Origin of the sequence: Thioalkalivibrio sp. ALE30 (assembly GCF_000377465.1) — a bacterium.
In the GTDB taxonomy this organism is placed as follows: domain Bacteria; phylum Pseudomonadota; class Gammaproteobacteria; order Ectothiorhodospirales; family Ectothiorhodospiraceae; genus Thioalkalivibrio.
Genome location: NZ_KB898168.1, coordinates 84,001 through 107,746, shown reverse-complemented (window position 1 = coordinate 107,746; position 23,746 = coordinate 84,001). Strand labels below are relative to the sequence as shown.

General features: G+C 68.4%; 20 protein-coding genes and 1 pseudogene. 5 read left to right on the top strand and 16 right to left on the bottom strand.

The features are described from left to right. Positions 1-395: 395 nt before the first annotated feature. Positions 396-515 (top strand): annotated as a pseudogene (locus tag D107_RS13430) (PLDc N-terminal domain-containing protein); the annotation flags it as partial. A gap of 25 nt (positions 516-540) precedes the next feature. Here the strand turns inward: D107_RS13430 and D107_RS0100495 are convergent. Beyond that, positions 541-1,989: a MinD/ParA family protein gene (locus D107_RS0100495; RefSeq protein WP_018880483.1), complete on the bottom strand. Its 1,449-nt coding sequence runs from the start codon at positions 1,987-1,989 to the stop codon at positions 541-543. Between the two features lie 231 nt (positions 1,990-2,220). On the opposite strand from D107_RS0100495, the gene D107_RS0100490 reads away from it, so the two are divergent. Together D107_RS0100490 and D107_RS0100485 are read left to right on the top strand one after the other, a co-directional pair. Beyond that, positions 2,221-4,353: an HDOD domain-containing protein gene (locus D107_RS0100490; RefSeq protein ID WP_026280701.1), complete on the top strand. Its 2,133-nt coding sequence runs from the start codon at positions 2,221-2,223 to the stop codon at positions 4,351-4,353. A 15-nt stretch (positions 4,354-4,368) separates the two neighbouring features. Next, positions 4,369-6,510 carry an EAL domain-containing protein gene (locus D107_RS0100485; protein WP_018880481.1) on the top strand — a complete coding sequence of 714 codons (2,142 nt, stop codon included), beginning with the start codon at positions 4,369-4,371 and terminating at the stop codon, positions 6,508-6,510. A 26-nt stretch (positions 6,511-6,536) separates the two neighbouring features. Here D107_RS0100485 and D107_RS0100480 read toward each other — a convergent pair whose 3' ends face one another. Next, a complete protein-coding gene (locus D107_RS0100480; protein ID WP_018866811.1) occupies positions 6,537-7,019 on the bottom strand; it encodes a DUF1249 domain-containing protein in 483 nt (160 codons plus the stop codon). A 114-nt stretch (positions 7,020-7,133) separates the two neighbouring features. Here D107_RS0100480 and D107_RS0100475 point away from each other — a divergent pair, with 114 nt between their 5' ends. Together D107_RS0100475 and D107_RS0100470 are read left to right on the top strand one after the other, a co-directional pair. Next, positions 7,134-8,771 (top strand): alpha-D-glucose phosphate-specific phosphoglucomutase, encoded by a 1,638-nt coding sequence (locus tag D107_RS0100475; RefSeq protein ID WP_018880480.1) that lies wholly within the window; start codon positions 7,134-7,136, stop codon positions 8,769-8,771. A 15-nt stretch (positions 8,772-8,786) separates the two neighbouring features. Next, positions 8,787-10,178 (top strand): sodium-dependent transporter, encoded by a 1,392-nt coding sequence (locus D107_RS0100470; RefSeq protein ID WP_018878355.1) that lies wholly within the window; start codon positions 8,787-8,789, stop codon positions 10,176-10,178. Positions 10,179-10,192: 14 nt separating this feature from the next. Here D107_RS0100470 and D107_RS0100465 read toward each other — a convergent pair whose 3' ends face one another. The 14 genes from D107_RS0100465 to iscA form a co-directional block, all read right to left on the bottom strand. Next, the gene (locus D107_RS0100465) at positions 10,193-11,383 is read right to left on the bottom strand and encodes an aminotransferase class I/II-fold pyridoxal phosphate-dependent enzyme (RefSeq protein WP_018880479.1); all 1,191 of its coding nucleotides are present in this window, start codon (positions 11,381-11,383) and stop codon (positions 10,193-10,195) included. A gap of 7 nt (positions 11,384-11,390) precedes the next feature. Beyond that, a complete protein-coding gene (der, locus tag D107_RS0100460; RefSeq protein ID WP_018878357.1) occupies positions 11,391-12,851 on the bottom strand; it encodes a ribosome biogenesis GTPase Der in 1,461 nt (486 codons plus the stop codon). A 49-nt stretch (positions 12,852-12,900) separates the two neighbouring features. Next, on the bottom strand, positions 12,901-14,061 hold the full coding sequence (bamB, locus tag D107_RS0100455) for an outer membrane protein assembly factor BamB (RefSeq protein ID WP_018878358.1): 1,161 nt from the start codon (positions 14,059-14,061) through the stop codon (positions 12,901-12,903). A gap of 288 nt (positions 14,062-14,349) precedes the next feature. Then, a complete protein-coding gene (locus D107_RS0100450; RefSeq protein WP_018866817.1) occupies positions 14,350-14,964 on the bottom strand; it encodes a tetratricopeptide repeat protein in 615 nt (204 codons plus the stop codon). 37 nt (positions 14,965-15,001) lie between these two features. Continuing rightward, positions 15,002-16,282, bottom strand: a complete 1,281-nt coding sequence (gene hisS / locus D107_RS0100445) for a histidine--tRNA ligase (protein ID WP_018880478.1) — start codon at positions 16,280-16,282, stop codon at positions 15,002-15,004. Positions 16,283-16,326: 44 nt separating this feature from the next. After that, the gene (locus D107_RS0100440) at positions 16,327-17,505 is read right to left on the bottom strand and encodes a helix-turn-helix domain-containing protein (RefSeq protein ID WP_018880477.1); all 1,179 of its coding nucleotides are present in this window, start codon (positions 17,503-17,505) and stop codon (positions 16,327-16,329) included. Then, positions 17,502-18,272 (bottom strand): type IV pilus biogenesis/stability protein PilW, encoded by a 771-nt coding sequence (gene pilW / locus D107_RS0100435; protein ID WP_026280527.1) that lies wholly within the window; start codon positions 18,270-18,272, stop codon positions 17,502-17,504. The genes D107_RS0100440 and pilW overlap by 4 nt, the downstream gene beginning before the upstream one ends. Then, positions 18,269-19,402, bottom strand: a complete 1,134-nt coding sequence (locus D107_RS0100430) for a bifunctional tRNA (adenosine(37)-C2)-methyltransferase TrmG/ribosomal RNA large subunit methyltransferase RlmN (RefSeq protein WP_018880476.1) — start codon at positions 19,400-19,402, stop codon at positions 18,269-18,271. The genes pilW and D107_RS0100430 overlap by 4 nt, the downstream gene beginning before the upstream one ends. Positions 19,403-19,515: 113 nt before the next feature. Continuing rightward, positions 19,516-19,947: a nucleoside-diphosphate kinase gene (ndk, locus tag D107_RS0100425; protein ID WP_017942415.1), complete on the bottom strand. Its 432-nt coding sequence runs from the start codon at positions 19,945-19,947 to the stop codon at positions 19,516-19,518. Positions 19,948-20,307: 360 nt separating this feature from the next. Then, positions 20,308-20,511 carry a Fe-S cluster assembly protein IscX gene (gene iscX / locus D107_RS0100420; RefSeq protein ID WP_018866822.1) on the bottom strand — a complete coding sequence of 68 codons (204 nt, stop codon included), beginning with the start codon at positions 20,509-20,511 and terminating at the stop codon, positions 20,308-20,310. 14 nt (positions 20,512-20,525) lie between these two features. Beyond that, positions 20,526-20,864 (bottom strand): ISC system 2Fe-2S type ferredoxin, encoded by a 339-nt coding sequence (gene fdx / locus D107_RS0100415; RefSeq protein ID WP_018880475.1) that lies wholly within the window; start codon positions 20,862-20,864, stop codon positions 20,526-20,528. 4 nt (positions 20,865-20,868) lie between these two features. Continuing rightward, positions 20,869-22,752, bottom strand: a complete 1,884-nt coding sequence (gene hscA, locus D107_RS0100410) for a Fe-S protein assembly chaperone HscA (protein WP_018880474.1) — start codon at positions 22,750-22,752, stop codon at positions 20,869-20,871. A gap of 36 nt (positions 22,753-22,788) precedes the next feature. Beyond that, entirely contained in the window at positions 22,789-23,316 is a 528-nt protein-coding gene (hscB, locus tag D107_RS0100405; protein WP_018878363.1) for a Fe-S protein assembly co-chaperone HscB, read from the bottom strand. A gap of 104 nt (positions 23,317-23,420) precedes the next feature. Next, complete coding sequence (gene iscA, locus D107_RS0100400) at positions 23,421-23,744, bottom strand: iron-sulfur cluster assembly protein IscA (RefSeq protein ID WP_018875726.1); 324 nt, start codon at positions 23,742-23,744, stop codon at positions 23,421-23,423. Between the last annotated feature and the right edge of the window lie 2 nt (positions 23,745-23,746).

Genomic DNA, 23,746 nt, shown 5'->3' with positions numbered 1-23,746 from the left:
AAACAGGGCGTGCGTTTCGGTCGGGCCACGCATCCAACCCGCAAGGAGCATCCCATGGGCATCGAAGTTACCGGCATTCTGGGCCTCGTCTGGCTGCTGATCGTAATTTAGGGAAACACTGATCAATGCACACACTCGCGCTCGAGTCGCTTTTGCGTGGGAACAAGGCGCGGTGACTGCCGTGCAGTCATTCTGCACAAGGGAACCGCAACGCCGTTCGCGCGCAAAAGCGGCCGAGCCCCTGCTGTCAATGGCTTGTGGGGTTGGCACCCCAGGTTCCCCGATCCTGCGTTGCGCCACTTGCGGGTAGAACCACTACCCGCTGCGCACCGCGCCTTGTCTCGGAAAACCTGGGGTGCCAACGCGAGCGTGTGCATTGATCAGTGTTTCCCTAAGCCATCGTGCGCACCGCGCAAAGCCCCGCCGGCCCGGTCGTCAAGTTGCTGTGGATCCTGATCCTGCTGTTCCTGCCGCTTCTGGGACTGATCGCCTGGCTGCTGTTGGGCCCCCGATAGGCGCCCGTCGCGCCCGTCGCGCCCTTCACAGGCGGCGCAGAAACGCCGCCAGGTCTACGTCCCGGCCCTCCAGTTCGCGTAGCCGCGCAAGCAGCGCTTCCTGGGATCCGAACCGCTCGTGATCAAAGCCCGGGGCACGGGATGTCCGCTGCGGCCCCGGGATACCCGCGTCCGGGTCCGCAGCACGCCAGCCGAAGTCCGGTGGCGGGGCGGCCGTCCGCGTATCGGCAACCGGAACGGCATCCCGCTCCGCAGGGGCCCGCGGGCTCGGCGGATCGGCGGGGCCCTGCGCCTCACCCAATGCGACATCCTCCGCAACCTCGGGGGTGGCCGCCCCTTCCGGCGGCGCATCGACCGAAGGCTCAACCCCCTTGATGGCCGGTCGCCCGGTGCGCGCCCGGTACTGCTCGTGCAGGGTGTTCAGGACCTCGGCCAGGGCTTCCGGGTGCGCCACCTCCAGCGCGGTCTCGAAGGCCCTGTGCAACTGGTCCAGGGCCCGATCGGCATCCGCCTCGGGCGGGGGCGTCTCGCCGGCCGGGGAATCCACGGGTTCCTGGACCGCCGTTGCCGGCGGGGCCGTGGCTTCGAATCCGTCATCCCCGGCGGAACCGACAGCGGATCGGGGAGCGGGTGGAGACCCCTCGAGCCGCCCGCGCCAGAAGCGGCTGAAGGCCGCGTCGGGCCCCTGCGGCGGGTCGTCGTCCAGCGCGTTGGCCAGGCGCTGAAACGGGCGGAACGACGGATCGCCCTCGGCAAACAGCGCGACCGGGTGCTGCAGGGTGACCGCCGTGCGCAGGCTCTCGTCGCGCTGGACGAAACCCAGGAAATCGACCCGCGTATGCAGGTATTTTTCCACCGCGTTGCCGAAGCGCTGGAACACGCTGCGCGCCTCGGCGACGTCCGCGACCATGTTGACGACCACCCGTACATCCAGCGCTTGCCGTCGCAAGGCCAGTTTCAGCAGGGAGAAGGCGTCCGTCAGGGAGGTCGGCTCCGGGGTGAGCACCAGCAGGACCTGATGGCTGGCCGCGAGGAAGTCCAGCGTGGTGTCGCCGATGCCGGCGGCGGTGTCCAGCAACAGGTCGTCGAAATCCGATTCGATGCGCGCCAGCTCCGTGACCAGGCGCTGCTGGTGGGCCTCGGAGAGCTCGGCGTATTCGCGGATGCCACTGGCGCCCGGGATGATCCGCAGGCCATGGGGCCCGTCCAGGAGGATCTCCTCGATGCCGCATTCCCCGGCCAGCACCTCGGGCAGCCCCCGTTGCGGACGCAGCCCCAGCAGGATGTTGACGTTAGCCAGCCCGGTGTCGCCGTCGAGGATGCACACCCGCCGCCCCCGGCGCGCCAGGGTAATCCCGAGGTTCACCGCGAGGCTGGACTTGCCCACGCCACCCTTGCCACTGGCCACGGCCAGGACCCGTGGCCGCGCCACCGCTGCGGATCGCGAATCCGCCGAGGCACTGCGATCGGACATTGCGGCTCCCTGCATGACACTCATCGGCATGGATTGAGGAAACCCTGATCGGTAAAGGATGACGGCGAACTCACGGCCGGTCTACCCCGTCCGGTAGCGTGTCCGAATACCGCACAGTATAGTCGGTTATCAAGAGCGGCCCGGCGCGCAGGCGCCACACGGTGCCAACACCGGGTTCGCGGTTCGGGCAACTGAGACGGCGGGTCGGCTACAGCGTCTCCGGGGAACAGCATGGCGAGGGTCAACACGGCAACGGACGCATTACCCAGCCTGCCCCAGGCGCTGATCCCCGTTCTTGATGCCACCCAGGCAGATGAAGCCGATTTCCAGTCCCTCGCCCGCGCCATCCTGCAGGATGCCGGGATGTCCGGCCGCCTGCTGCAGGCCGCCAACTCCCCCTTCTACTACCGTGGCTCGCCCTGCCGCACCATCGACCGCGCCCTGTTCAGCCTGGGCCTGGATACGGTGCGCAGTCTGGCGCTCACCGCCGCCATCCAGCAGCTGTTCGGCGAGTTCGCACCCCGGCATCGCGGCTACCTGCGCGTAGTCTGGCGCCGCGCCCTGACCACCGCCAGCCTCGCCCAGGTCCTCGCGACCCTGACCCGCTACCCCCGCCCGGAAGAGGCCTACCTGGCCGGGTTGCTGATCGACATCGGCCGCCTGATCCGGCTTGCCGGAGACGAGGGCCACTACTGGCCCCTGCTGCAGGCGGCGGAGGATGACCCGCACCTGGTGGCCCTGGAACGCAACAGCTTCGGGTGCCACTACGGCGAGCTGGGCGGCGACTGCCTGGAGACCTGGGGCCTCGGCCGTTTCGTGGCCGATGCCGTGCGCTACCACCTGGAGCCGGCCGAACGCGTGCGTGATGCCCACCACCTGGTGAAGCTGGTGAACCTGGCACATGCCATGGCCTGCCTTCCGGCCACCCTCGCGGCCAGCACCGAGGCCACCTGCAACGAAACGGCGCTGGCCGCCGCCGACACGCTGTTCGGCCTGAACGAGGGTCTGGCACGGGCCCTGCGCGAACGGGTGGCCGAAGATGTCCGGCGCATCGCCGGCTCACTCGAGATCGATCTCGACGCCCCCGCGTCGGGTCCAGAGACGCAGGACGGGCCGGAATCGGCCGACCGGGCGGCCGAACGCGCCCTCGGGGCACGGGTCCGGGACCTCACCGAACTGGAACGGATCAACGCGGAGATGGCCCGCGCGACCCGGTTGCAGGACCGCTGCCTGGCCGCACGGCGCACCCTGTTTCTGACCCTGGGCGTGAGCCAGAGCCTGCTGTTCCTGGTCGACGAAGACCAGCAGTCGGTCTCCGCCTGGGTGGAGGATGACGAGACACCCGATTTCACCCTGCCGCTGCTGCCCGGGCGCAGCCTGGTCACCGACACCCTGCTGGACCGCGAAATCCTGCGTCACGAGGAGGAAAACGCCGCCGGCCTCCCGGTGATCGACCAGCAGCTGTTCCGCCTGTGCGAGGCGGAACGCCTGTGGAGCTTTCCGCTGCTGGCCGAGGGTCAGCAGCCCGCCGGCGTGCTGATCCTCGGGCTGACGCACGGCCAGGCGGAGGGCCTGGAACCCCGCAGCGATTTCATCCGCTCCCTGACCCGCGAGATCGCACGCGCCCTGACGCAGCCACGCCCCGAGGCCCGAGACACGGACGCTACCGAACAGCGCATCCGCGAGACCGTGCACGAGGCCGGCAACCCGCTCAGCATCATCCAGAACTACCTGGGCGTGCTGCACCACAAGCTGGGTGCGGAGCACGAGGCCCGCCACGAGCTGGGCCTCATCAAGGACGAGATCGACCGGGTTGGGCGCATCCTGCTGCGCCTGCGCGATCCGGAAGCCGCCGCGGGCGGAGAGACCGGACCGGGCTCGCTGAATGCGCTGGTGCGCCAGGTCGCGGACATCGTCGACGGGTCCCTGTGCCGGACCCGGGGCATTCAACTCCACCTGGACCTCAGCCCCTCGGACCCGCCGCTGTCCGTGTCGGCGGATCACCTGCGCCAGATCCTGACCAATCTGCTGAAGAACGCCGCGGAGGCGCAGGAGAACGGTGGCGAGATCAGTATCGCCACCCGCGCCCCGACCACGGTCAACGGCCGCCGCGTAGTGCCCTTGTCGGTGACCGACAAGGGACCCGGCCTGCCACCGGCGGTCCAGGCCGCCGCGTTCGCGCCGGTGGCGTCCAGCAAGGGGCCGGGGCATGCCGGCCTGGGGCTCAGCATCGTCAAGCGCCTGACCGAGGAGATCGGTGCGGGCTTCACCTTTACCAGCACAAGCGCCGGGACGCGCTTCGAAATCACCCTGCCCCTGGTCACACAGGGGACAGCGGACGCATCAGGGATGACGCAATCATGACGCCCTGAGGCCTTGATGACCGACCGCGACACGCCGATCGACCCGCAGTCCGTCCGCATCCTGATCGCCGATGACGATCCCGGCCTGCTCGAAAGCCTGCGGGGCCTGCTGAGTCTGGAAGGCTATCCCGTACGCACCGCCCCGGGTGGCGGCGCCGCCATCGAGGCCCTGCGCGAAAAGCACTATGACCTGCTGCTGCTCGATCTCGCCATGCCGGAACTCGACGGTCTCGATGTTCTGCGGTTCATGCAGGCCGCCGGCCTGGAAACCCTGACCGTGGTGGTGAGTGGCAACAGCACCGTGGAGGACGTCGCCGGGGCCCTGCGCGAGGGCGCGCACGACTATCTGAAAAAACCCTACGAACCGGCCGAACTGCTGGCGACCGTGCGCAACGCGCTGCAGCACAAGGCGCTGGAAGACGCCAACCGCGCCATGCGCGCGCGTCTGGAGAAATCCGAGCGCCTGCACCGCATGATCGTGAACAACTCGCCCGACATCGTGTTCGTGCTGGATGCGGAACACCGCTTCCGTTTCGTGAACTCGCGCGTCCACGAACTGCTGGGCTATGCCCGTCAGGACCTGCTCGAGTCCTCCATCCTGGACCTGGTCGAACCCGAGGACCGCGACAAGGCCGCGTATTTCTTCGAACAGGCCACCCGCCGCCAGGCCCATATCCGCTCCGTCGAGCTCGCCCTGAAACCGGCGCGCCCGTCCCACACCCGGCACTTCTTCGAGGTCGCCGTGTGGCCCAACGGGGCCGGGGACGAAAACGCCGAGGGCCGGCATGAGGCGCTGACCTACGGCACCGCCCGCGACATCACCGAGCGCAAGGAATCCGAGGCCTTCATCAACTTCCAGGCCTACCACGACCTGCTCACCCGCCTGCCCAACCGCGCCCTGTTCCGCGACCGCGTGGATGTGGCCATTTCGCACGCCCATCGCTCCGGCACGCAGCTGGCCGTGCTGTTTATCGACCTGAACCGATTCAAGGTGATCAACGACTCGCTCGGGCACACGGTCGGCGACCGCCTGCTGCAGGGCGTGGCGCAGCGCCTGCAGGGCTGCATCCGCAAGGGGGACACGCTGTCGCGCTTCGGCGGCGACGAGTTCACCCTGCTGATCCCGGGCCTGGCCAGCAGCGAGGCCGCGATCCAGGTCGCCGAGAAGATCCTGGAGAGCCTGCAGGCCCCGTTCCAGATCGGCGACCACGAGCTGTTCGTCGGCGCCAGCATCGGCATCGCGATCTACCCGGATGCCGGCGACAACCTCGAGGCCCTGATCAAGAACGCGGACATCGCGATGTACCGGGAAAAGAGCACCGGCAAGACGGGGGTGCGCGTGTACAGCCCGGACATGGGCGGCCATCCCCCGCGCCGGCTGCAGCTGGAACAGGACATGCGCCGCGCCCTGGAGCGCGACGAGTTCCATATCCTCTATCAGCCTCAGGTCGACACCGAAACCGGCCAGATGGTCGGCGTCGAGGCTCTGATTCGCTGGGACCACCCGCAACTGGGGCTGCTGGGCCCGGCCGAGTTCATCCCGGTCGCCGAGGACACCCGCCTGATCGTGGATCTCGACCGCCTGACCCTGCGCACCGCCATTCGCGAGGTGCAGCAGCACATGCAGGCGGGCTATCCGGAACTGCATTTGGCCGTGAACCTCTCCCCCGTACTGGTGGAGCGCGACGATTTCGTCGAGGACTTCCTGGGCATCCTGGGCGAGGCCGGCTTCCCGCCCGATCTGCTGGAGGTGGAGATCACCGAGAACCTGCTGATGAGCGACACCCCGGACACGGTGCACAAACTGAACCGGCTGGGGGCCGCCGGCGTGCAGATCGCGGTGGACGACTTCGGCACCGGCTACTCGTCCCTCAGCTACCTTCAGAAGCTGCCGATCCATACCCTCAAGATCGATCGCAGCTTCACGCAGACCATCTGCCGCGAGGACGAGGCCTGCATCGTCAACGCGATCATCTCCATGGCGCGCGGCCTGAACATGAACATCGTGGCCGAGGGGGTGGAGACCGACGCCCACCGCGATTACCTGCGCAAGCTGGAGTGTCCGATGATGCAGGGCTTCCTGTTCGGTCAGCCCGCCCCGCTGCACCGCCTGCTGGAGAACGACGCGATCGCGCCCCGGCCCGTGGCCTGTCAGTAGGCCGCGACCACGACCGCCTGCTCGACCTACTCGACCGCGGCCACCTGCGACTCGGTATCCGCCAGGAAGCGGTGCCCCTGGCGCAGGCAGTAGCGCAGCCACTTGTACAGGAACCGGTTGTGCCGCCAGCGACAGACCAGGCCCGGGTGGCCGCTCAGCATCTCCGGGACGGCACCGTCCCCGATGGTCCGGCAGTGCAGCTCCAGCACCTCGGCCTGGCGCGCGTCATGGAACAGGCGCACGCGCATGTCTGGCTGCTCGCGGCGTTCACCCTGATGATCGAACCGGTAGGTGAGGTGCAGCGTGGTGGTATAGCGGGTGCGCTCCAGCACCTCCAGGTACAGATCCAGCGCGCCCGCCACCCGCGAGACCGAACGCACCGGCTGCCGCTCGAGTTCGGGACACAGACGGCGCAGCGCGAGGTAGTTCTCCTCGTACATCTCCATCAGTGCCGCGAAGCTCTCGGGCCTGGGTTCCAGGTGGGACGGGGTCTGACGCTCCAGCAACATGTCGCGCAGTCTAACAGGCCAGGGCGGCTTCGCCGCGAGCGCCAGTAGTGCCAGGCGGGACACCCCCCGGGGTTTTTGGTACCTTCGAATCGACCAACAAGGATCCGCGACCCCATGGACATAAGCGTCGTCACCACCCGGCCCTTTTCCGACCAGAAGCCCGGCACCTCCGGCCTGCGGAAGCGCGTCCGCCAGTTCCGCCAGCCGCACTACCTCGAGAACTACATCCAGAGCATCTTCGACGCCTGTCCCGACCTGAAGGACGGCGAACTGCTCCTGGGTGGCGACGGGCGCTTCCACAACCGCGAGGCGATCCAGCTGATCCTGCGCATGGCCCTGGCCAACGGTGTGAAGAAGGTCGCCGTGGGGCACGCCGGCCTCCTGTCGACCCCGGCCGCATCGCACCTCATCCGCTCGCGCGGGGCGACGGGCGCCCTGATCCTGTCTGCCTCGCACAACCCGGGAGGCCCGGAGGGCGATTTCGGGGTCAAGCTCAACACCGCCAACGGCGGCCCCGCCCCGCCCTCGGTGACCGACGCCATCTTCGAGCAGAGCACCCGCATCCAGCACTACCGCATCGCCAATGGCACCGAGCACGTGGACATCGATCACCTGCACACCGGACAGCTGGGCGACATGGCCGTCGAGGTGGTCGATCCGGTCGGGACCTATGCCGATTACATGGCCACCCTGTTCGACTTCGAGCGCATCGGCGAACTCCTGCGCTCCGATCACTTCCGCATGCGCTTCGATGCCATGCATGCCGTGACCGGCCCGTATGCCGAGGAGATCCTGGTCAACCGCCTGGGGGCCCCGGCCGAGACCATCCTGCGCGCCGAGCCGCTGGCCGACTTTGGTGGCCGCCACCCGGACCCGAACCTGTCGCACGCGCGGGAGCTGCGCGAGGCCCTGTACGGCCGCGATGCCCCGGATTTTGGCGCCGCCTCGGACGGTGACGGCGACCGCAATATGATCCTCGGCCGGCATTTCTTCGTCACGCCCTCGGACAGCCTCGCGATCATGGCGGCCAACGCCCACCACATCCCGGCATTTGCCGACGGCCTGAAGGGCGTGGCGCGCAGCATGCCTACCAGTCAGGCCGTAGACGTGGTCGCCAAAAAGCTGGACCTCCCCTGCTTCGAGACCCCGACCGGCTGGAAATTCTTCGGCAACCTGCTGGACGACGGACGCATCCGGCTGTGCGGCGAGGAAAGTTTCGGCACCAGTTCCGACCACGTGCGCGAAAAGGACGGCCTGTGGGCCGTGCTGTTCTGGCTCAACCTGCTGGCGGCCCGGCGCCTGTCGGTGGAGGAGATCGTGCGCGATCACTGGCGCCAGTACGGACGCCATTACTACACCCGGCACGACTACGAGGCCGTGGAGATCGACCGCGCCGAACAGGTGATGGCGCGCATCCGCGAACAGCTCTCGGTGCTGCCGGGGCAATCCCTGGCCGGCATGCGCGTGGCGCGCGCGGACGACTTCGCCTACCGCGACCCGGTGGACAACAGCCTGACCGAGCACCAGGGCCTGCGCGTGCTGTTCGAGAGCGGTGCCCGCATCGTCTTCCGGCTGTCCGGCACCGGCACCGAGGGCGCCACGCTGCGCCTGTACATCGAGCAGCACGAGACCCATCCGGAACACCTCGATGCCGACCCGCAGGAACTGCTGCGTCCGCTGATCGAGGCCGCCTCCCGGCTCGGCGACATCCCCGGCCTGACCCGCCGCGAGAAACCCGACGTCATCACCTGACCGGGCCCACGCGGCATGGATATCACCGCCACCCGCATCCGCTGGCGGCACGGCTATGCCTTCGTGCTGGCCGCCACTGCCTCGGCCGTCGGGCTGGGCAACATCTGGAAGTTCCCCTATATCCTGGGCGAGAACGGCGGGGGTGCGTTCCTGCTGGTCTACCTCGCGGCGATTGCCGTAATCGGTATCCCGGTCATGATGGCCGAGGTCATGATCGGCCGGCGCGGGCGCCGGTCACCGGGCTATGCGGCGCTGGCCGTAGCCCGCGAGAGCCGGGCGCACAATGGCTGGCAGATGGTGGGCTGGATCGGGATCCTAGCGTCATTCGTGATCATGGGCTTTTATGTGGTGGTGGCGGGGTGGGTGTTTTCCTACATCCCGCAGGCGGCGGCCGGGGCCTTTTCCCAGGCCGATGGCGAACAGGTACGGGCGGTCTTCGTGGCCACCACCACCTCGGCCAGCGGAATGCTGTCGTGGACGGCCTTCGGGATCGGTGCCACCTTTCTGATCCTCGGCCTGGGGCTGCGCGGCGGCCTGGAACGCAGCGTCAGCGTCCTGATGCCCCTTCTGTTCGCGCTGTTGTTGCTGGCAATGGCCAGCGGCCTGTGGATCGGCGACGTCCGCAGCGCGGCCGCCTTCATGTTTTGGCCCGATTTCGCGGCACTGGAGCCGCGCAGCCTGCTGATCGCCGTCGGTCATGCCTTCTTTACCATGACCCTCGCGGCCGGCGTGCTGATGATGTTCGGGGCCTACCTGCCACAGGAGATCTCGATCGGCGGCACCGCCGCCGGCATCGCAATCGCGGACACCCTGATTGCCCTGACCGCGGGGCTCGCGATCTTTCCCGTTGTATTCGCCTTCGATCTCGATCCCACGGCCGGCCCCGCTCTGATGTTCGAAGCCCTGCCCCTGGCGCTCAGCGCGATCCCGGCCGGCGCGCTCCTGACCGTGCTGTTCTTCGTCATGCTGGGCCTTGCCGCCTTCGGCACGATGATCACCGGCGTTCAGGTCTTCGTGCACCTGCTCCACGAACGTTTCGGGCTTGGGCACTGGTGGGCGTCCCTTACGGCCACGCTGAGCATCGGGGCGTGCAGCCTGATCACCATTTTTTCCTTCAGCGGGGCGGAATGGGCGCAAATCGATATCACGCTACTTGGGCGCGAACTGCCAACGCTTTACCACCTGCTGGAACACACCTCGATCAATATCCTGCTGCCCCTTTCCGGGCTGATGATCGCGGTGTTCGCAGGCTGGGTGGTCCCGGCGCACATCGCGGCGCAGGAGCTGCCGCACCGGACGCTTGTCCTGGCCACCTGGCGCTGGACCCTGCGTTTCGTGGCCCCCGTCGCACTCCTGCTGCTGTTCTGGCAGCTCTCGTCCTTCGGCAGCCACCTGCCCCGCCTTTAGGAAATCTGGAGTCACTAACCCAGCAGGGTCTGCAATCTCTCCACGGCCTCGCGCAGTCGGCTCTCGGACTGGGTATAGGCGATCCGCAGGTAATCTCGCCCCCGGGTCGGACTGAAATCCGTACCCGGCGTCAGGGCCACGCCGGCCTGGTCGAGAATGCGCGCGCAAAGCGCCTCGGAGTCCGGTCCGTGAGCCGTACAGTCGGCATAGATGTAGAAGGCCCCCTCCGGCCGCGCCTGGACCTCGAGCCCGAGCCCCGGAAGCGCGTCCAGGAGCACGTCGCGCCGCTGTTCCAGCTCGCGCACCTGCGTCTGCAGCAGGGCCTCGGTCGCCGGGGTGAAGGCCTCCAGCGCCGCCGTCTGGGCCATCGTGGCCGGGGCCACGAACAGGTTCTGCGCCAGGCGACGCACCGGGTCCACCCAGGTCTCCGGCACCACCATCCAGCCCAGGCGCCAGCCGGTCATCGCGAAGTACTTGGAGAAGGAGTTGATCACCACCACGTCCGGGAAACCGGCCGCGGCACTGGGCTCGGCGTGGTCAAAGACGATCTGGGCGTAGATCTCGTCCATGATCACCAGCCCGCCGCGTTCGCGCACGACCTCGACGATCGCGGTCAGGCGTTCGCGCGACAGGCAGGTCCCGGTCGGGTTCGCCGGGGAGCCCAGCAGCACCGCCCGGGTATTCCCGCCCCATGCCCCGGCGATGGCCTCGGGCGTCGGCTGGAAGGCATCCTCGGCGTGCACTGGCAGGCCCACGGGCAGCGCGCCACGCGCGGCGACGAACTGCCGGTTGCAGGCGTAGCCCGGGTCCGGAAGCAGGACCTCCTCGCCCGGATTCACCCCGGCCGCCAGGGCCAGCAGGATCGCCGCCGATGCGCCCGCCGTGATCACGATCCGCTCGGGATCCACATCGGCACCGTGGCGCCGACGGTAGTCGGCGGCCAGTGCCTCGCGCAGCGCGCGGGTCCCGTGGGCGGGGGTGTAGCGCGTATCCCCGGCGGCCAGCGCCGCACGACCGGCGGCAATCACCGGAGGCGGCGTCGGGAAATCCGGCTCCCCGACCTCCAGATGGATGATATCGCGCCCGTTGCGCTCGGCCTCCTGGGCCCGGGCGAGGATGTCCATCACGCGGAACGGCTCGACCACCCTGGCGAATGCCGACAGGTCCGGGTCATGGGCCGGGCTGGCGAGAGGCGCCGAGGTCATCCTGGACTCAGCGGCGCACGTGCCGCATCAGGCGCTTGCGCTTTTGCTGCTGCCGCGGAGTCAGCTTGTTGCGCCGGCCGGCATACGGATTGCGACCGGACCGGAACTCCAGGCGCAGGGGCGTCCCGACCAGCTTGAGGTGCTTGCGGAAGAAGTTTTCCAGGTAGCGCTTGTAGCTGCCCGGCAGGGAATCGGTCTGGTTGCCGTGGACCACGATCACCGGCGGATTCTGCCCGCCCTGATGGGCGTAGCGCAGCTTGATCCGGCGGCCGCTGACCATGGGCGGCGCATGCTCCGCCACCGCGGCCTCGAGCAGGCGCGTAAGTTCCGGCGTGGAGACCTTGCGAAAGGCGCTGGCATGCGCCTCGCGCACATCGTCCAGCAGGTGCCCGACATTGGTGCCGTGCAGTGCGGAAATCAGGCGCATGCGGGCGAAGTCGACAAACCCCAGGCGGCGGTCCAGCTCGTCCCGGATGCGCTCGCGCGCATGGTCCTCCATGCCATCCCACTTGTTGACCGCCAGCACCAGCGCGCGCCCGGCCTCGATCACCATGCCCAGCAGGTGCGAATCCTGGTCCGACAGCCCGGACTGGGCATCGACCACCAGGATCACCACATGCGCGGCCTCGATCGCCTGCAGCGTCTTGATCACGCTGAATTTCTCGATCACTTCATGCACCCGCGCCCGGCGCCGCACACCGGCGGTATCGATCAGGGTGTAGTCGGTGCCGTCACGCTCGAAGGGTACGAAGATGCTGTCGCGGGTGGTCCCCGCGACATCGGTGGCGACCACGCGCTCGTCACCAAGGATGCGATTGACCAGGGTCGACTTGCCGACATTGGGCCGCCCGACAATCGCCACGCGGATGCCCGGCCAGTCGTCCAGGGCCGCCTGCTGCGAGGCCTCGTCGAGCCCGTCGCTGGACGCCGCTTCACTGGCCTCATCGCCGCCGGCCTCCAGCGCCGCGCGGCGCGCCGCCGCCACGTCCTTGCGAACGCCCTGCATCAGGCCCTGGACGCCCCGCCCGTGGGCGGCCGCGATGGCCGTGATCGCGCCCAGGCCCAGCGCGTAGAATTCGGCACTGACCGAGTCGGCGTCCAGACCGTCGGTCTTGTTCACCACCACCCGGGCCTTCACACCGGCCGCCCGCAGCTGGTCGGCGATGGCCTGGTCCTGCGGCGTCAGGCCATCGCGGGCGTCCACCAGGAACAGCACGTGATCGGCCTCGGCCACCGCGCGCCGAGTCTGCTCGGCCATCGCGCGGTCCATTTCCGCGCCCTCGCCCGACAGGCCGCCGGTGTCCACCACCAGGTAGGGGAAGTCGCCCACCTTGCCAATGCCGTACTGGCGATCCCGCGTGAGCCCCGCGACATCGGCCACCAGGGCATCACGCGAGCGCGTGAGCTGATTGAACAGGGTGGACTTGCCGACGTTGGGGCGCCCGACCAGCGCGATCACCGGGATCATCGGCGTTCCCGACCCCCGCGGTACCCAGAGCCGGCTGGCCTAAGCGGGCTCACTCGGCGCCCCGAATCGCGGGGTTCACCGCGGTCAGTTGCCCGTTGTCGGTCACCACGTACAGCGTCCCGTTGACCAGCGTCGGGCGGGTCACCACGGAACCCGAGCTCGCGCGCAGCCGCGCGACGATGCGCCCATCCTCGAGATCGATCCAGTGCAGGTAGCCCTCGTAATCGCCGACGATCGCATGCGGTCCCACCACGACCGGCGCCGTTACCCCGCGCAGGCGCAGCCCGTCCATCTGCCACAGGTCGCCGCCACTGCGCGGCTGCAGGCCCCACACGTGGCTCTCGGCATCGGTCACCACCAGCACGTCGGAGTCGGTGTCCACATCCGCGCCCTGGTAGGACGAGAAATCGCGGGTCCAGAAGAGCTCGCCGGAATTCAGATCCAGCGCGGCCAGCCGGCCCTGATAGCTCGCGGCAATGGCCGCACCGCGATACAGCGGGATATGGCCGTCCACGTCTACCATGCGCTCGACCTCGGTGCGACCACTGGGGATGCCCAGCGTGGTCTCCCACAGGACATTGCCGCGATTAAGCCCCAGCATCAGCAGGCGCCCGTTGTCGAACCCGGCCAGCACGCGTCCGGAGGTGATCTGCGGGCGCTGGGCGCCGCGCAGGCTCAGCGAGGGCGTGGTCCGCAGCGCGGTCCACTGGGTCGCGCCCGAGGCGGCGTCCAGCGCATGCAGACGGCCGTCATTGGTGCGCACGACCACCAGCCCGCCAGCGACGTCCGAGACGGCCAGCACCTCGCTGGACAGCGCGGCGCGCCAGCGTTCCCCGCCCCCTTCCAGGTCCACGCCGATCGCGTAGCCGTCCAGGGTCCCAACCACCGCGAGGTCTGCGCCAACCCCGACACCGGCCGAGACTCGGGCATCGTCCAGGCGCACCTGCCAGCGCTGGCTGCCACTCTCCGGATTCAGCCCGGAGACACGTCCGCCGGCGTCGGTCATCACCACAAGGTCGTCGGTGATCCCCGGGTAGACCTGCCACAGGAAACGCTCGCCGCCGCTGCCCACCGAGCGCGACCACAGCCGTTCCGGCTGTCCTTCCGCCTCGAACTCCGGCAGTTCGGCCGGGGGCTCGGTGGTATCACGCTGCCACAGCCCGCAGGCGCTGAGGGACAGGATCAGGGCGCCGGCAATCAGCAGACGCATGGCCGGACTTGCAAGGTAAGGCACTGACATCGGGCGACAGATCCTCTAGGGAAACAAGGGTTTATGTACGCACTCGCGTTCGTGTCGCGGGTGCGCGCGAACGACGGGCGGCCCAGGAGTCTGTCGGATTCGGGCGATCGTCGCGAGCGTGGCGGGAGAGCGAATCCATTTTTTCGGCCTCTCGGGCGCATAGTGGCCACTATGAAACGAGCGAGACCGGACAAAGGGGCCGTTCTCCCACGCGCACAGCCGATCAGTTCCAAGTCCGACAGACTCCGCCCCCCTCATTCAAACGGAAAGCTCTTCGTATTTCAGGCGCAGGTATTCGGGGCTGTGGCCCGCGTCCAGGGCCGCCTCGTAATGTTCCCGGGCGCCCTCGCGATCGCCGCGAGCACGGGCGAGATCGCCCTGCAGCTCGCGCTTCAGGCCGTTGAAGGCCTCACTGCGCACATCCGCGAGGGTGGTCTCGGCGTCGTCCAGACGCTCGGCCAGGATCATCTGGCGCGCGAGACGCAGGGTCAGCACCTCGCGGTAGCCCCGATCGGGGGCCGCGTCGCGCGCGGCCTGCAGGGCGCTGATCGCCGTGTCGTGATCGTCCTGGGCGATGGCGACATCCGCGCGGTAGACCCAGGCCAGCGCGCGGTATGGCGTGCCCCGGCCCTGCTCGATGATCGCATCGGCCAGTTCCTGGGCGCGGTCGGTCTGCCCGGTCTGGCCGGCCACCTGCAGGGCCTGATACATCTCCGAGGCCGCCTGGGCACGGGTTTCCTCGCGGTCGCTCCACCAGTTCCAGCCGAACAGGCCGGCGACCCCGAGGACCAGGCCGGCCACGATCGCAAGGCCGTTGTCCGCCCACCACTGTTTGATGCGTTCGGCTTTTTCTTCGTCGGTGAGATCGCTCATGCTTTTCCTTGTTCTTGCTGGATCCGCGCTGGCGCGGTTACGACCGCTGCGCCAGCGCTGTACGGAGATGATCGGCCAGTGCGGCACGCTCCACGGCTACCTGCTCGCCGCCCTGCGATCTTAACGGCTTCACCGTCACGGTGCCCGCGGCGTGCTCGTCACTCCCGAGGACCAGGGCGTAGTGGGCGCCGAGGCGATCGGCCCGCTTCATCTGCGACTTGAAGCTGCCGCCGCCACAGTGCTGGACCAGGCGCAAGCCGGGCAGCTCGCCACGCAGCGCCTCGGCCAGTTGCAGCGCCGGCCCCACCAATTCGTCGCCCCCGACGATCAGGTAGGCATCGGGTCCGGGCGCGGCGGGGGCCTCCTCGCGGGCCTCCAGCAACGCCACCAGGCGCTCCAGGCCCATGGCCATGCCGATGGCCGGGGTCCCGCGCCCCCCCAGCTGCTCGACCAGGCCATCGTACCGGCCCCCGGCGCAGACCGTGCCCTGGGCACCGAGATCGTCGGTGATCCACTCGAACACGGTGTGCGTATAGTAATCGAGCCCGCGCACCAGTCGCGGATTGTGCTCGTAGGGGATGCCCAGCGCATCGAGGTGCGCGCACAGGGCATCGAAATGGGCACGGGAGGCCTCGTCGAGGTCGTCCATCAGGCTGGGGGCGTTGGCGACGATCGCACGGGTCTCTGGGTGCTTGCTGTCGAGGATGCGCATCGGGTTGTCGTAGAGCCGACGCTGCGCCTCCTCGTCCAGGGCCTCCCGGTGCTGTTCGAAATAGGCGATCAGATGGTCGCGGTACCGGCGGCGGCTTTCCGGCGTCCCCAGGGTGTTCAGCTCCAGGCGCACGTTGGCCAGCCCCAGCATGCGCCACAGGCGCGCGGTCATCGCCAGCATCTCGGCGTCCACATCCGGCCCCGGCAGACCGAAGACCTCGACCCCGACCTGGTGGAACTGGCGGTAGCGCCCCTTCTGCGGCCGCTCGTGGCGGAACATCGGCCCCAGATACCACAGCCGCTGCACCTGGTTGTGCAGCAGCCCGTGCTGGATCCCCGCGCGCACGCAACTGGCCGTGCCCTCGGGGCGCAGGCTCAGGCTGTCGCCGTTGCGGTCATCGAAGGTGTACATCTCCTTCTCGACGATGTCCGTGACATCCCCGATGGAACGCTTGAACAGCTCGGTCGCCTCGACGATCGGCATGCGGATTTCATGGTAGCCGTAGCCCTCCAGGACCTCGCGCAGCGTGTCTTCCAGGTGCTGCCAGACGTGAATGGACTCGGGCAGGATGTCGTGCATCCCGCGGATCGACTTGATCGCTTTCATGATGTCTTTTCTTGTACGTGATGGCCGCGCGGGCAGATCCCGCGTCAGCCTTCCAGATCGAAGCGCGCGGTGCGGTCGCTCCGGATATGCGGCTCGAGATCGACGGGCGTGCCATCCAGTGTCAGCGAGACCCCCCCGGCGTTGCCGAGGATCACACGGCCTGGCAATTCCAGGCGCAGCGTCTCGCGATCCCCCGAACTGAGCACGCCGGTCAGGACGACCTCGTCAGCGGCATCGCGGATCTCCACCCAGGAGGTTTCGGAGAACTCCAGCACCAGCTCGGCGCCCTCAGCGGCGTCCGCGGAAGCCGGGGGCGCCTCGGACGGCGCTTCCATCTCCGCCTGTGACGCCACATCGGGCGTAACCGGTTCTTCGGGTACGACTACGCGTTCGGTCAGGGACTCGGCCGTGACCGTGACGGCCTCGCCGTCCTCGGTGCCCGCGTCGGGGGTACCCTCGCCCGCCTCGATGGGCCCGGTGGGCTCGCCTTCGGCGGCCTCGGCCGCCGCGCTATCCTCCGTCCCGTCCTCGGTCGGGAGCGCTTCCGGGGCCACGGCTTCGCCGTCTGGCACCCCGGCCGGTTCCTCGTCCGTCAGCGCCGGATCCGCAAGGCCCTGTACAGCCTCCCGGGCGTCCCCAAGGTTGATGGACGGCAGGCCGAGCGCGCCCGTGCGCTCGTTCCAGGCATAGACCCCGAGCCCCAGCAGGGCCACAAGCAGCAACAGTGCCAGCCAGTAGATCCCGCGGCTGCGGCGGCGCCGGCGTGCCCGCGCCGAGGGGGTCGCGACCGCCTGCAGCTCGGGATCCACCAGCCCGTGCTGTTCGAATGACTGGATCCAGGGTCCCACGTCCACCCCCAGTTCGCGGGCACAGGAGCGCAGGTACCCGCGTACGTAGGCCGGCGGCATGTGATGAAAGCGATTGGCCTCGAGATCTTCCAGAGTGCCGCGCCCGAGGTGGATCCGACTGGCCAGGGTCGCGGTATCGAGGCCCGCGGCCTCGCGGGCACGGCGCAGACTCGCGCCGGGCTCGTTCTCGCCCCCGGGCGGCTCCGCCTCGGCCTCGGCGGGACGGTCGCGCGTGGTCAGGCCGTGCGCGGCCGAGAACGAAGGCTCGGGGTCCGGGTCGCTCCCCTCGGTACGCAGGGAGGCGACGTTGGTGGTCGAATCGTCGACCTCGTCGACCCGCCCCAGGTCCGGTTCCTTGTCGCGCGGATCGCTCATCCTTCACGCTCCAGACGCCGCAACTCGGTCATCTCGTCGCTGTCCGGATGCTGACGGCTCAGGCGCTCGGCACAGGCATTGGCCGCGCGGCTGTTCCCCAGCGCGGTTTCGGCCTGGTAGCACAGCAGAAGGGTCTCGGCGCTCTCGATGCCCTGGCTGTCCAGCCGCTGCAGGAACGCGCGGGTCTGCATCGGCCGGCCGTCCTGGTAGGTCAGCCGGGCCATCTCCAGCAGCGCGCGGGGATAGCCGGGATTGATCTCCAGCGCCTGACGGAGCTGGCGCTCCGCCTGCTCGGTATCGCCCGCATCGGCGTGGCAGACGCCGGAGTTCATGTAGGCGATGTCGCGGCGGTCATAATCCGGATTGTCGATGGCGCGCGCGAACAGGGCCTGCGCCTCGTCGAATTCCTCGCGGCTGCACAACAACGCCCCCAGGTTGGTCTGGGCGAAGGGGTTGCCCTCGTCACGGCGCAGGGCCCGGCGGTAATGTTCCTCGGCGCGATCCAGCTGGCCCTTGCGTTCGAGGACCGCGGCCATGCCGATATTGGCCAGGGCATCGCCGGGGTCATAGTCCAGCGCCCGACGCAGGTTGCGTTCGGCCTGTTCGAACTCGCCCTCGCGCAGATACCCGATCCCGAGCTCGGCGTGCACCTCGGCGGCCTCCTCGCGCTCGCCGGACACCGGCCGGTCGGCCGTGGCGGCACAGCCCCCCAGCACCAGCGCCAGCGTCAACGCTGTGGCGAGGCGCCAACCCGCGCGTCCCGTCATGAAGCCCTCCGATCCGTCTGTGGCAATTCGGCGTGCAGGCGGAACATGCGCATCCCGCGATTGGTACGGTCCTCGACCTGGCCCACCAGCTGGCCGCAGGCGGCATCGATGTCATCCCCGCGGGTACGCCGCACGGTGGTGACGTAGCCGGCCTTTTGCAGCCGTCGTTCAAAGGCCAGCACATCGGCCTCCCGCGGGCGGTCGAACGGGGCCCCCGGGAACGGATTGAACGGAATCAGGTTGACCTTGCCGGGAATACCGCGCAACAGTCCGGCGAGCTCGTTGGCATGTTCCGGCTGGTCGTTGACCCCGGCCAGCAGCACGTATTCGAAGGTCACGCCGCTGTGGGCATCGGTCGCCTCCACATAGCGGCGACAGCTGTCCAGCAGCTCGGCGATCGGGTACTTGCGGTTGATCGGCACTAGACGGTCGCGCAGCGCATCATTCGGCGCGTGCAGACTGACGGCCAGCGCGACATCCGTGTGTTCGCTCAGACGATCCAGCGCCGGCACCAGACCGGAAGTGGACAGGGTCACGCGCCGCCGGCTCAGGCCGTAGGCGTTGTCGTCGGTCATGAGCTGGCAGGCCGGCACGACCGCGTCGAAGTTGGCCAGCGGCTCGCCCATCCCCATCAGCACCACGTTGCTCACCGCCCGCTTGCGCCCTTCCGGCGCCGGCAGGCGCTGCATGGCCAGCCACACCTGGCCGATGATCTCGGCGCTGGTGAGGTTGCGGTTGAAACCCTGCTGAGCGGTGGAACAGAAGGTGCAGTCGAGCGCGCAGCCGACCTGGGAGGAGATGCACAGCGTGCCGCGCCCGCCCTCGGGGATGAAGACGGTCTCGATGGCATTGCCGTCGGGGAGCCGCAGCACCCACTTGACGGTGCCGTCGGCGGAGGCCTTTTCCAGCCCGATCTCGGGGACGCGGATCTCGGTCTCGCGCGCCAGGCGCTCGCGCAGCTTGCGCGAGACGTCGGTCATCTGCTCGAAGTCGGTGACCCCGCGCTGATGGATCCACTTGACGAGCTGGGTGGCACGAAAACGCGGTTCACCCCACTGCGCCAGCAGCTCGACAAGCTGTTGGTGGCTGTAGCCCAGCAGATTCAGGGGGGTGGAGGATGCGCTTGCCATATCAGGGACCGGTTGGCTCAAGTCCCCTAGTGTACTGTGCCGAAGGGATGCCTGCCTACGGGGCCCGGCGCGCGGTGCAACCGGGCCCCGCAGCACATGCGGTGCGGACCGTCTTAGCGGGTGCGCGGGCAGACGCCGTCGTCACCGAAGAAGAAGGCGATCTCGCGCTCGGCGGTCTCCGGGGCATCGGAGCCGTGCACGGCGTTCTCGTCGATGGATACGGCGAAATCGGCGCGGATGGTGCCCGGGGCCGCTTCCTTCGGGTTGGTCGCGCCCATGATGTCGCGGTTCTTGGCGATGGCGTCTTCGCCTTCGAGGACCTGAACCAGCACCGGGCCGGAGATCATGAACTCAACCAGATCGTTGAAGAACGGGCGCTCCTTGTGCACGTCGTAGAAGCCTTCGGCCTGTTCGCGGCTCAGGTGCATCATGCGCGCGCCAACGACCTTCAGGCCGGCCTTCTCGAAGCGGCCGATGATGTCGCCGATCGCGTTCTTGGCAACGGCGTCGGGCTTGATGATGGAAAGGGTGCGTTCAACGGCCATGGGGCGGCTCTCCTGCTACTTGGATGGATGTCATTCGCCGGGCCCGTCTGTAAACGCGAGAACCCGCCGAACAGCGGGTTCCCAACGCAAAATCAACGCGGACACAACGTGCGGCGCGTAGTCTAGCGACCTCCCACGCCCACGGCAATCGACCGCGCCAAGACCTTAGTGCACCGCCAGCGTCGTACCGAAGGTCAAAAGCGACTCACAGGAAGATGGGAAGACTGGAAGGAATCATTATGTGTGGCGATCGGGTGGCTCTTGCCGGGGCGAAGCACCGTTGAATTCTTCCAATCTTCAAACCTTCCTGTGAACCGCTCTTGACCTTCAGGGCGCTGATACGAAACCAGGCTTGGGTCGTCAGTCGTCGACGTCGGCCTCGTCCATCCAGGCGGCCTGGATCGCCTCGAGGATGCGCTCGCCGGAGCGGTTGGGGTCATCGTCGAAGTCCGGCAGGTTCATCACCCACTGGCGCAGGTCCACGAAGTTGATGTTGCGCGGGTCGACGTCCGGGTGTTCGTCGGCCAGCTGCATCGCGATTTCCTGGGTATCGGTCCACTTCATCGCCTTTCCCTCGCTCAGTGGTTCTCGGAGACCTGATTGATGGTGTACTTCGGCAGTTCCACCACGAGGTCCGTGTCCGCGACGATCGCCTGGCAGGACAGCCGCGAGTCCGGCTCCAGGCCCCAGGCCTTGTCGAGCATGTCCTCTTCGTCCTCGGTGGCCTCCTCCAGACTGTCCAGCCCCTCGCGCACGTAGACGTGGCAGGTCGTGCAGGCGCAGGACTTCTCGCAGGCGTGTTCGATCTCGATCCCGTTTTTCAGGGCGAGATCGCAGATGCTGATACCCGGATCGGCCTCGATGGAGGCCCCCTCCGGGCAGATTTCCTCGTGGGGCAGAAAGATTACCTGGGGCATGGTGTCAGTTCCCTGCGTCGTATTCGCTAACGTTGTGTCCGGCGAGCGCGCGCCGGATGCTGTCATTCATGCGCCGCGCGACAAAGGCCTCGGAGGCCTGTTCGACGCGCTTGCGCGCCGCCTCGATGGCGTCGGGGTCGACCCCCTTCTCGCGTTCGGCGCGCAGGGCGTCGCGCGCCTGCTCGATGGTCTGGCGTTCCGCGGCCTCGAGGTAGCGGTCACCGTCCGTCTCCAGCGCGGCGTCCAGCGCCTCGAGCACGCGGTCGGCCTCGACCTGTTCCTCGCGCAGGCGCCGCGCCTCCATGTCCTCGCGCGCGGAGGAGGCGGAATCGCGCAACATCTGCTCGATCTCGGAATCGGTCAGGCCGTAGCTCGGCTTGACCTCGATATGCGCCTCCACACCCTGGGTCTGCTCGCGTGCCGTTACGTTCAGCAGGCCGTCGGCGTCCACCTGGAAGGTCACGCGAATGCGCGCCGCGCCCGCGACCATCGGCGGGATGCCCGACAATGTGAACCGGGCGAGCGAGCGGTTGGCATCGACCACATCGCGTTCGCCCTGCACCACGTGCAGCGACATCGCGGTCTGGCCGTCCTTGAAGGTGGTGAACTCCTGCGCCCGCGTGACCGGGATGGTGGTGTTGCGCGGGACGATGAACTCGACCAGACCGCCCATCGTCTCCAGCCCCAGCGACAGCGGGATCACGTCCAGCAGCACCAGTTCGGTATCCGGCTTGTTGCCGGCGAGGATGTCCGCCTGTTGCGCGGCCCCGATCGCGACCACGCGGTCCGGGTCGATGCCGGCGTGCGGGGTGCGGCCGAAGAATCCCTCCACCGCCTCACGCACCGCCGGCATGCGGGTGGAACCACCGACCAGTACCACCTCGTCGATGGCGCCAGGCTCCAGACCGGCGTCTTCCAGCACCTGCCGGCAGGCGGCCATGGTGCGCTCCAGCAACGGCCGCGCCAGCTCCACCAGGGTGTCGCGATCCAGCTCGCCGGACCAGGTGGCGCCATCGGCGCGCCCGACCTCGACCGGGGTGCTCGCGGCATCGGTCAGGGCCTCCTTGGCCTGGCGGGCGGCCAGCAGCACGCGGCGCAGGCGCTGCGGATCGGTCTCGCCGGCCATGCCGGCCTGGTTCAGCAGCCAGTCGGCGATGGCGCGGTCGATGTCGTCGCCGCCCAGGGCCGAATCGCCGCCGGTCGCCAGCACCTCGAACACCCCGCGGCGCAGTTGCAGGATGGAGATATCGAAGGTACCGCCGCCCAGGTCATAGACGGCAATGGTGTTCTCTTCGCCCTGGTCCAGTCCGTAGGCGACCGCCGCCGCGGTCGGCTCGCTGATCAGGCGGAAGACATTCAGGCCGGCCAGCTGTGCGGCGTCCCGCGTGGCCTGGCGCTGGGCATCGTCGAAGTACGCGGGCACGGTGATCACCACGCCTTCGAGTTCGTCGCCCAAGGTCTCCTCGGCCCGCTGGCGCAGGGTATGCAGGATCTCCGCGGACACCTCCACCGCCGTCTTGTCGCCCGCGGCGGTCTCGATGCGCGGCACGCTGGACTCGCCGGTCTTCAGCCGGAACGGCAGCTCGCCGGACAGCGTGGCGACGTCCGCCGCGCCGCGCCCGATGAGCCTTTTGACCGAGGCGATGGTGTTGTGCGGGTCATCCGCGGCGTGCTCGGCAGCCGCATGCCCCACGCTCACCGCATCCGCGGCATAGTGCACCACCGACGGCAGGATATGCCGACCCTGTTCGTCGGGCAGCGTGTCCGCCTCGCCGCTGCGCACGGTCGCGACCAGCGAGTGGGTCGTGCCGAGGTCGATCCCGGCCGCGAGATGGCGCTGGTGCGGCGCGGACTCGGCTCCGGGTTCGGTGATCTGCAATAACGCCATCGGGTATTCGGCTCCTTCACACGGGCGCGGCGGGTGCTACTTGCCGCGCGCCAGGTTCTGTCGGGTTCGTTTCGTTTCTTCCAGCAGGCGATCGAAGAAGCGCAGCTCCAGCACCCGGTCCTTGGCATCCGGCGCCGGGGTCCCCGGCTCCTTCAGGGCATCCGCCACCTTCGCCCGTGCCTCGGCGCGAGCCTGCGCCAGCTCGGTCGCGACCGCTTCCAGTCCGGCCGCATCCCCGCTCGCCGCGGTTTCCTCCAGGCGTTCACGCCATTCGATCTGCGCCTCGATGAACTCGATGTCCTGACTGGTATCGCGTTCGGGGTCAAAGGCCACCCCGGTCCGTTCCAGCAGGTGCACGGCCCGGCGGTAGTCGTCACCCAGGATCGCGTAGGCCTCGTTCACGTCGGCCGCCACCGCCGCCGCCATGCGGCGCGCCTGGTCACCCTGGCGCACGAAGCGGTCCGGGTGCAGTTCCGCCTGCAGGCGACGAAAGCGCTCGTCCAGCTGTTGCCGGTCGACCTCGAAGGCCACCGGCAGGTCAAACTGCTCGAATGGGTCGTTCATTGCGTCCCTTGCGACGGGCTTGCAAAAGAAAAGGGGTGGTACGACAGCCACCGGGGACGTATCCCCGGGCAACCGCCATGCACCACCCCGCGTGCGAGGCTCAGTCAGATGCTGAAGCTTTCACCGCAGCCGCACCGGGCCTTCTCGTTCGGGTTGTTGAACTTGAACCCCTCGTTCAGGCCTTCCTTGCCGAAGTCCAGCTCGGTGCCATCCAGGTACACGAGGGACTTCGGGTTCACGACCAGCTTCACGCCGCGATCCTCGAACACCGTATCGGTGTCCTCGATATCGTCGGCAAACTCCACCACGTAGGCCATGCCGGAGCAGCCGGTCGTCCTGACGCCCAGCCGGACGCCCACACCCTTGCCCCGCTTCTCGAGGAAGTTGTGGATGCGTTCGGCCGCGGGTTCGGTCACTGTAATCGCCATAG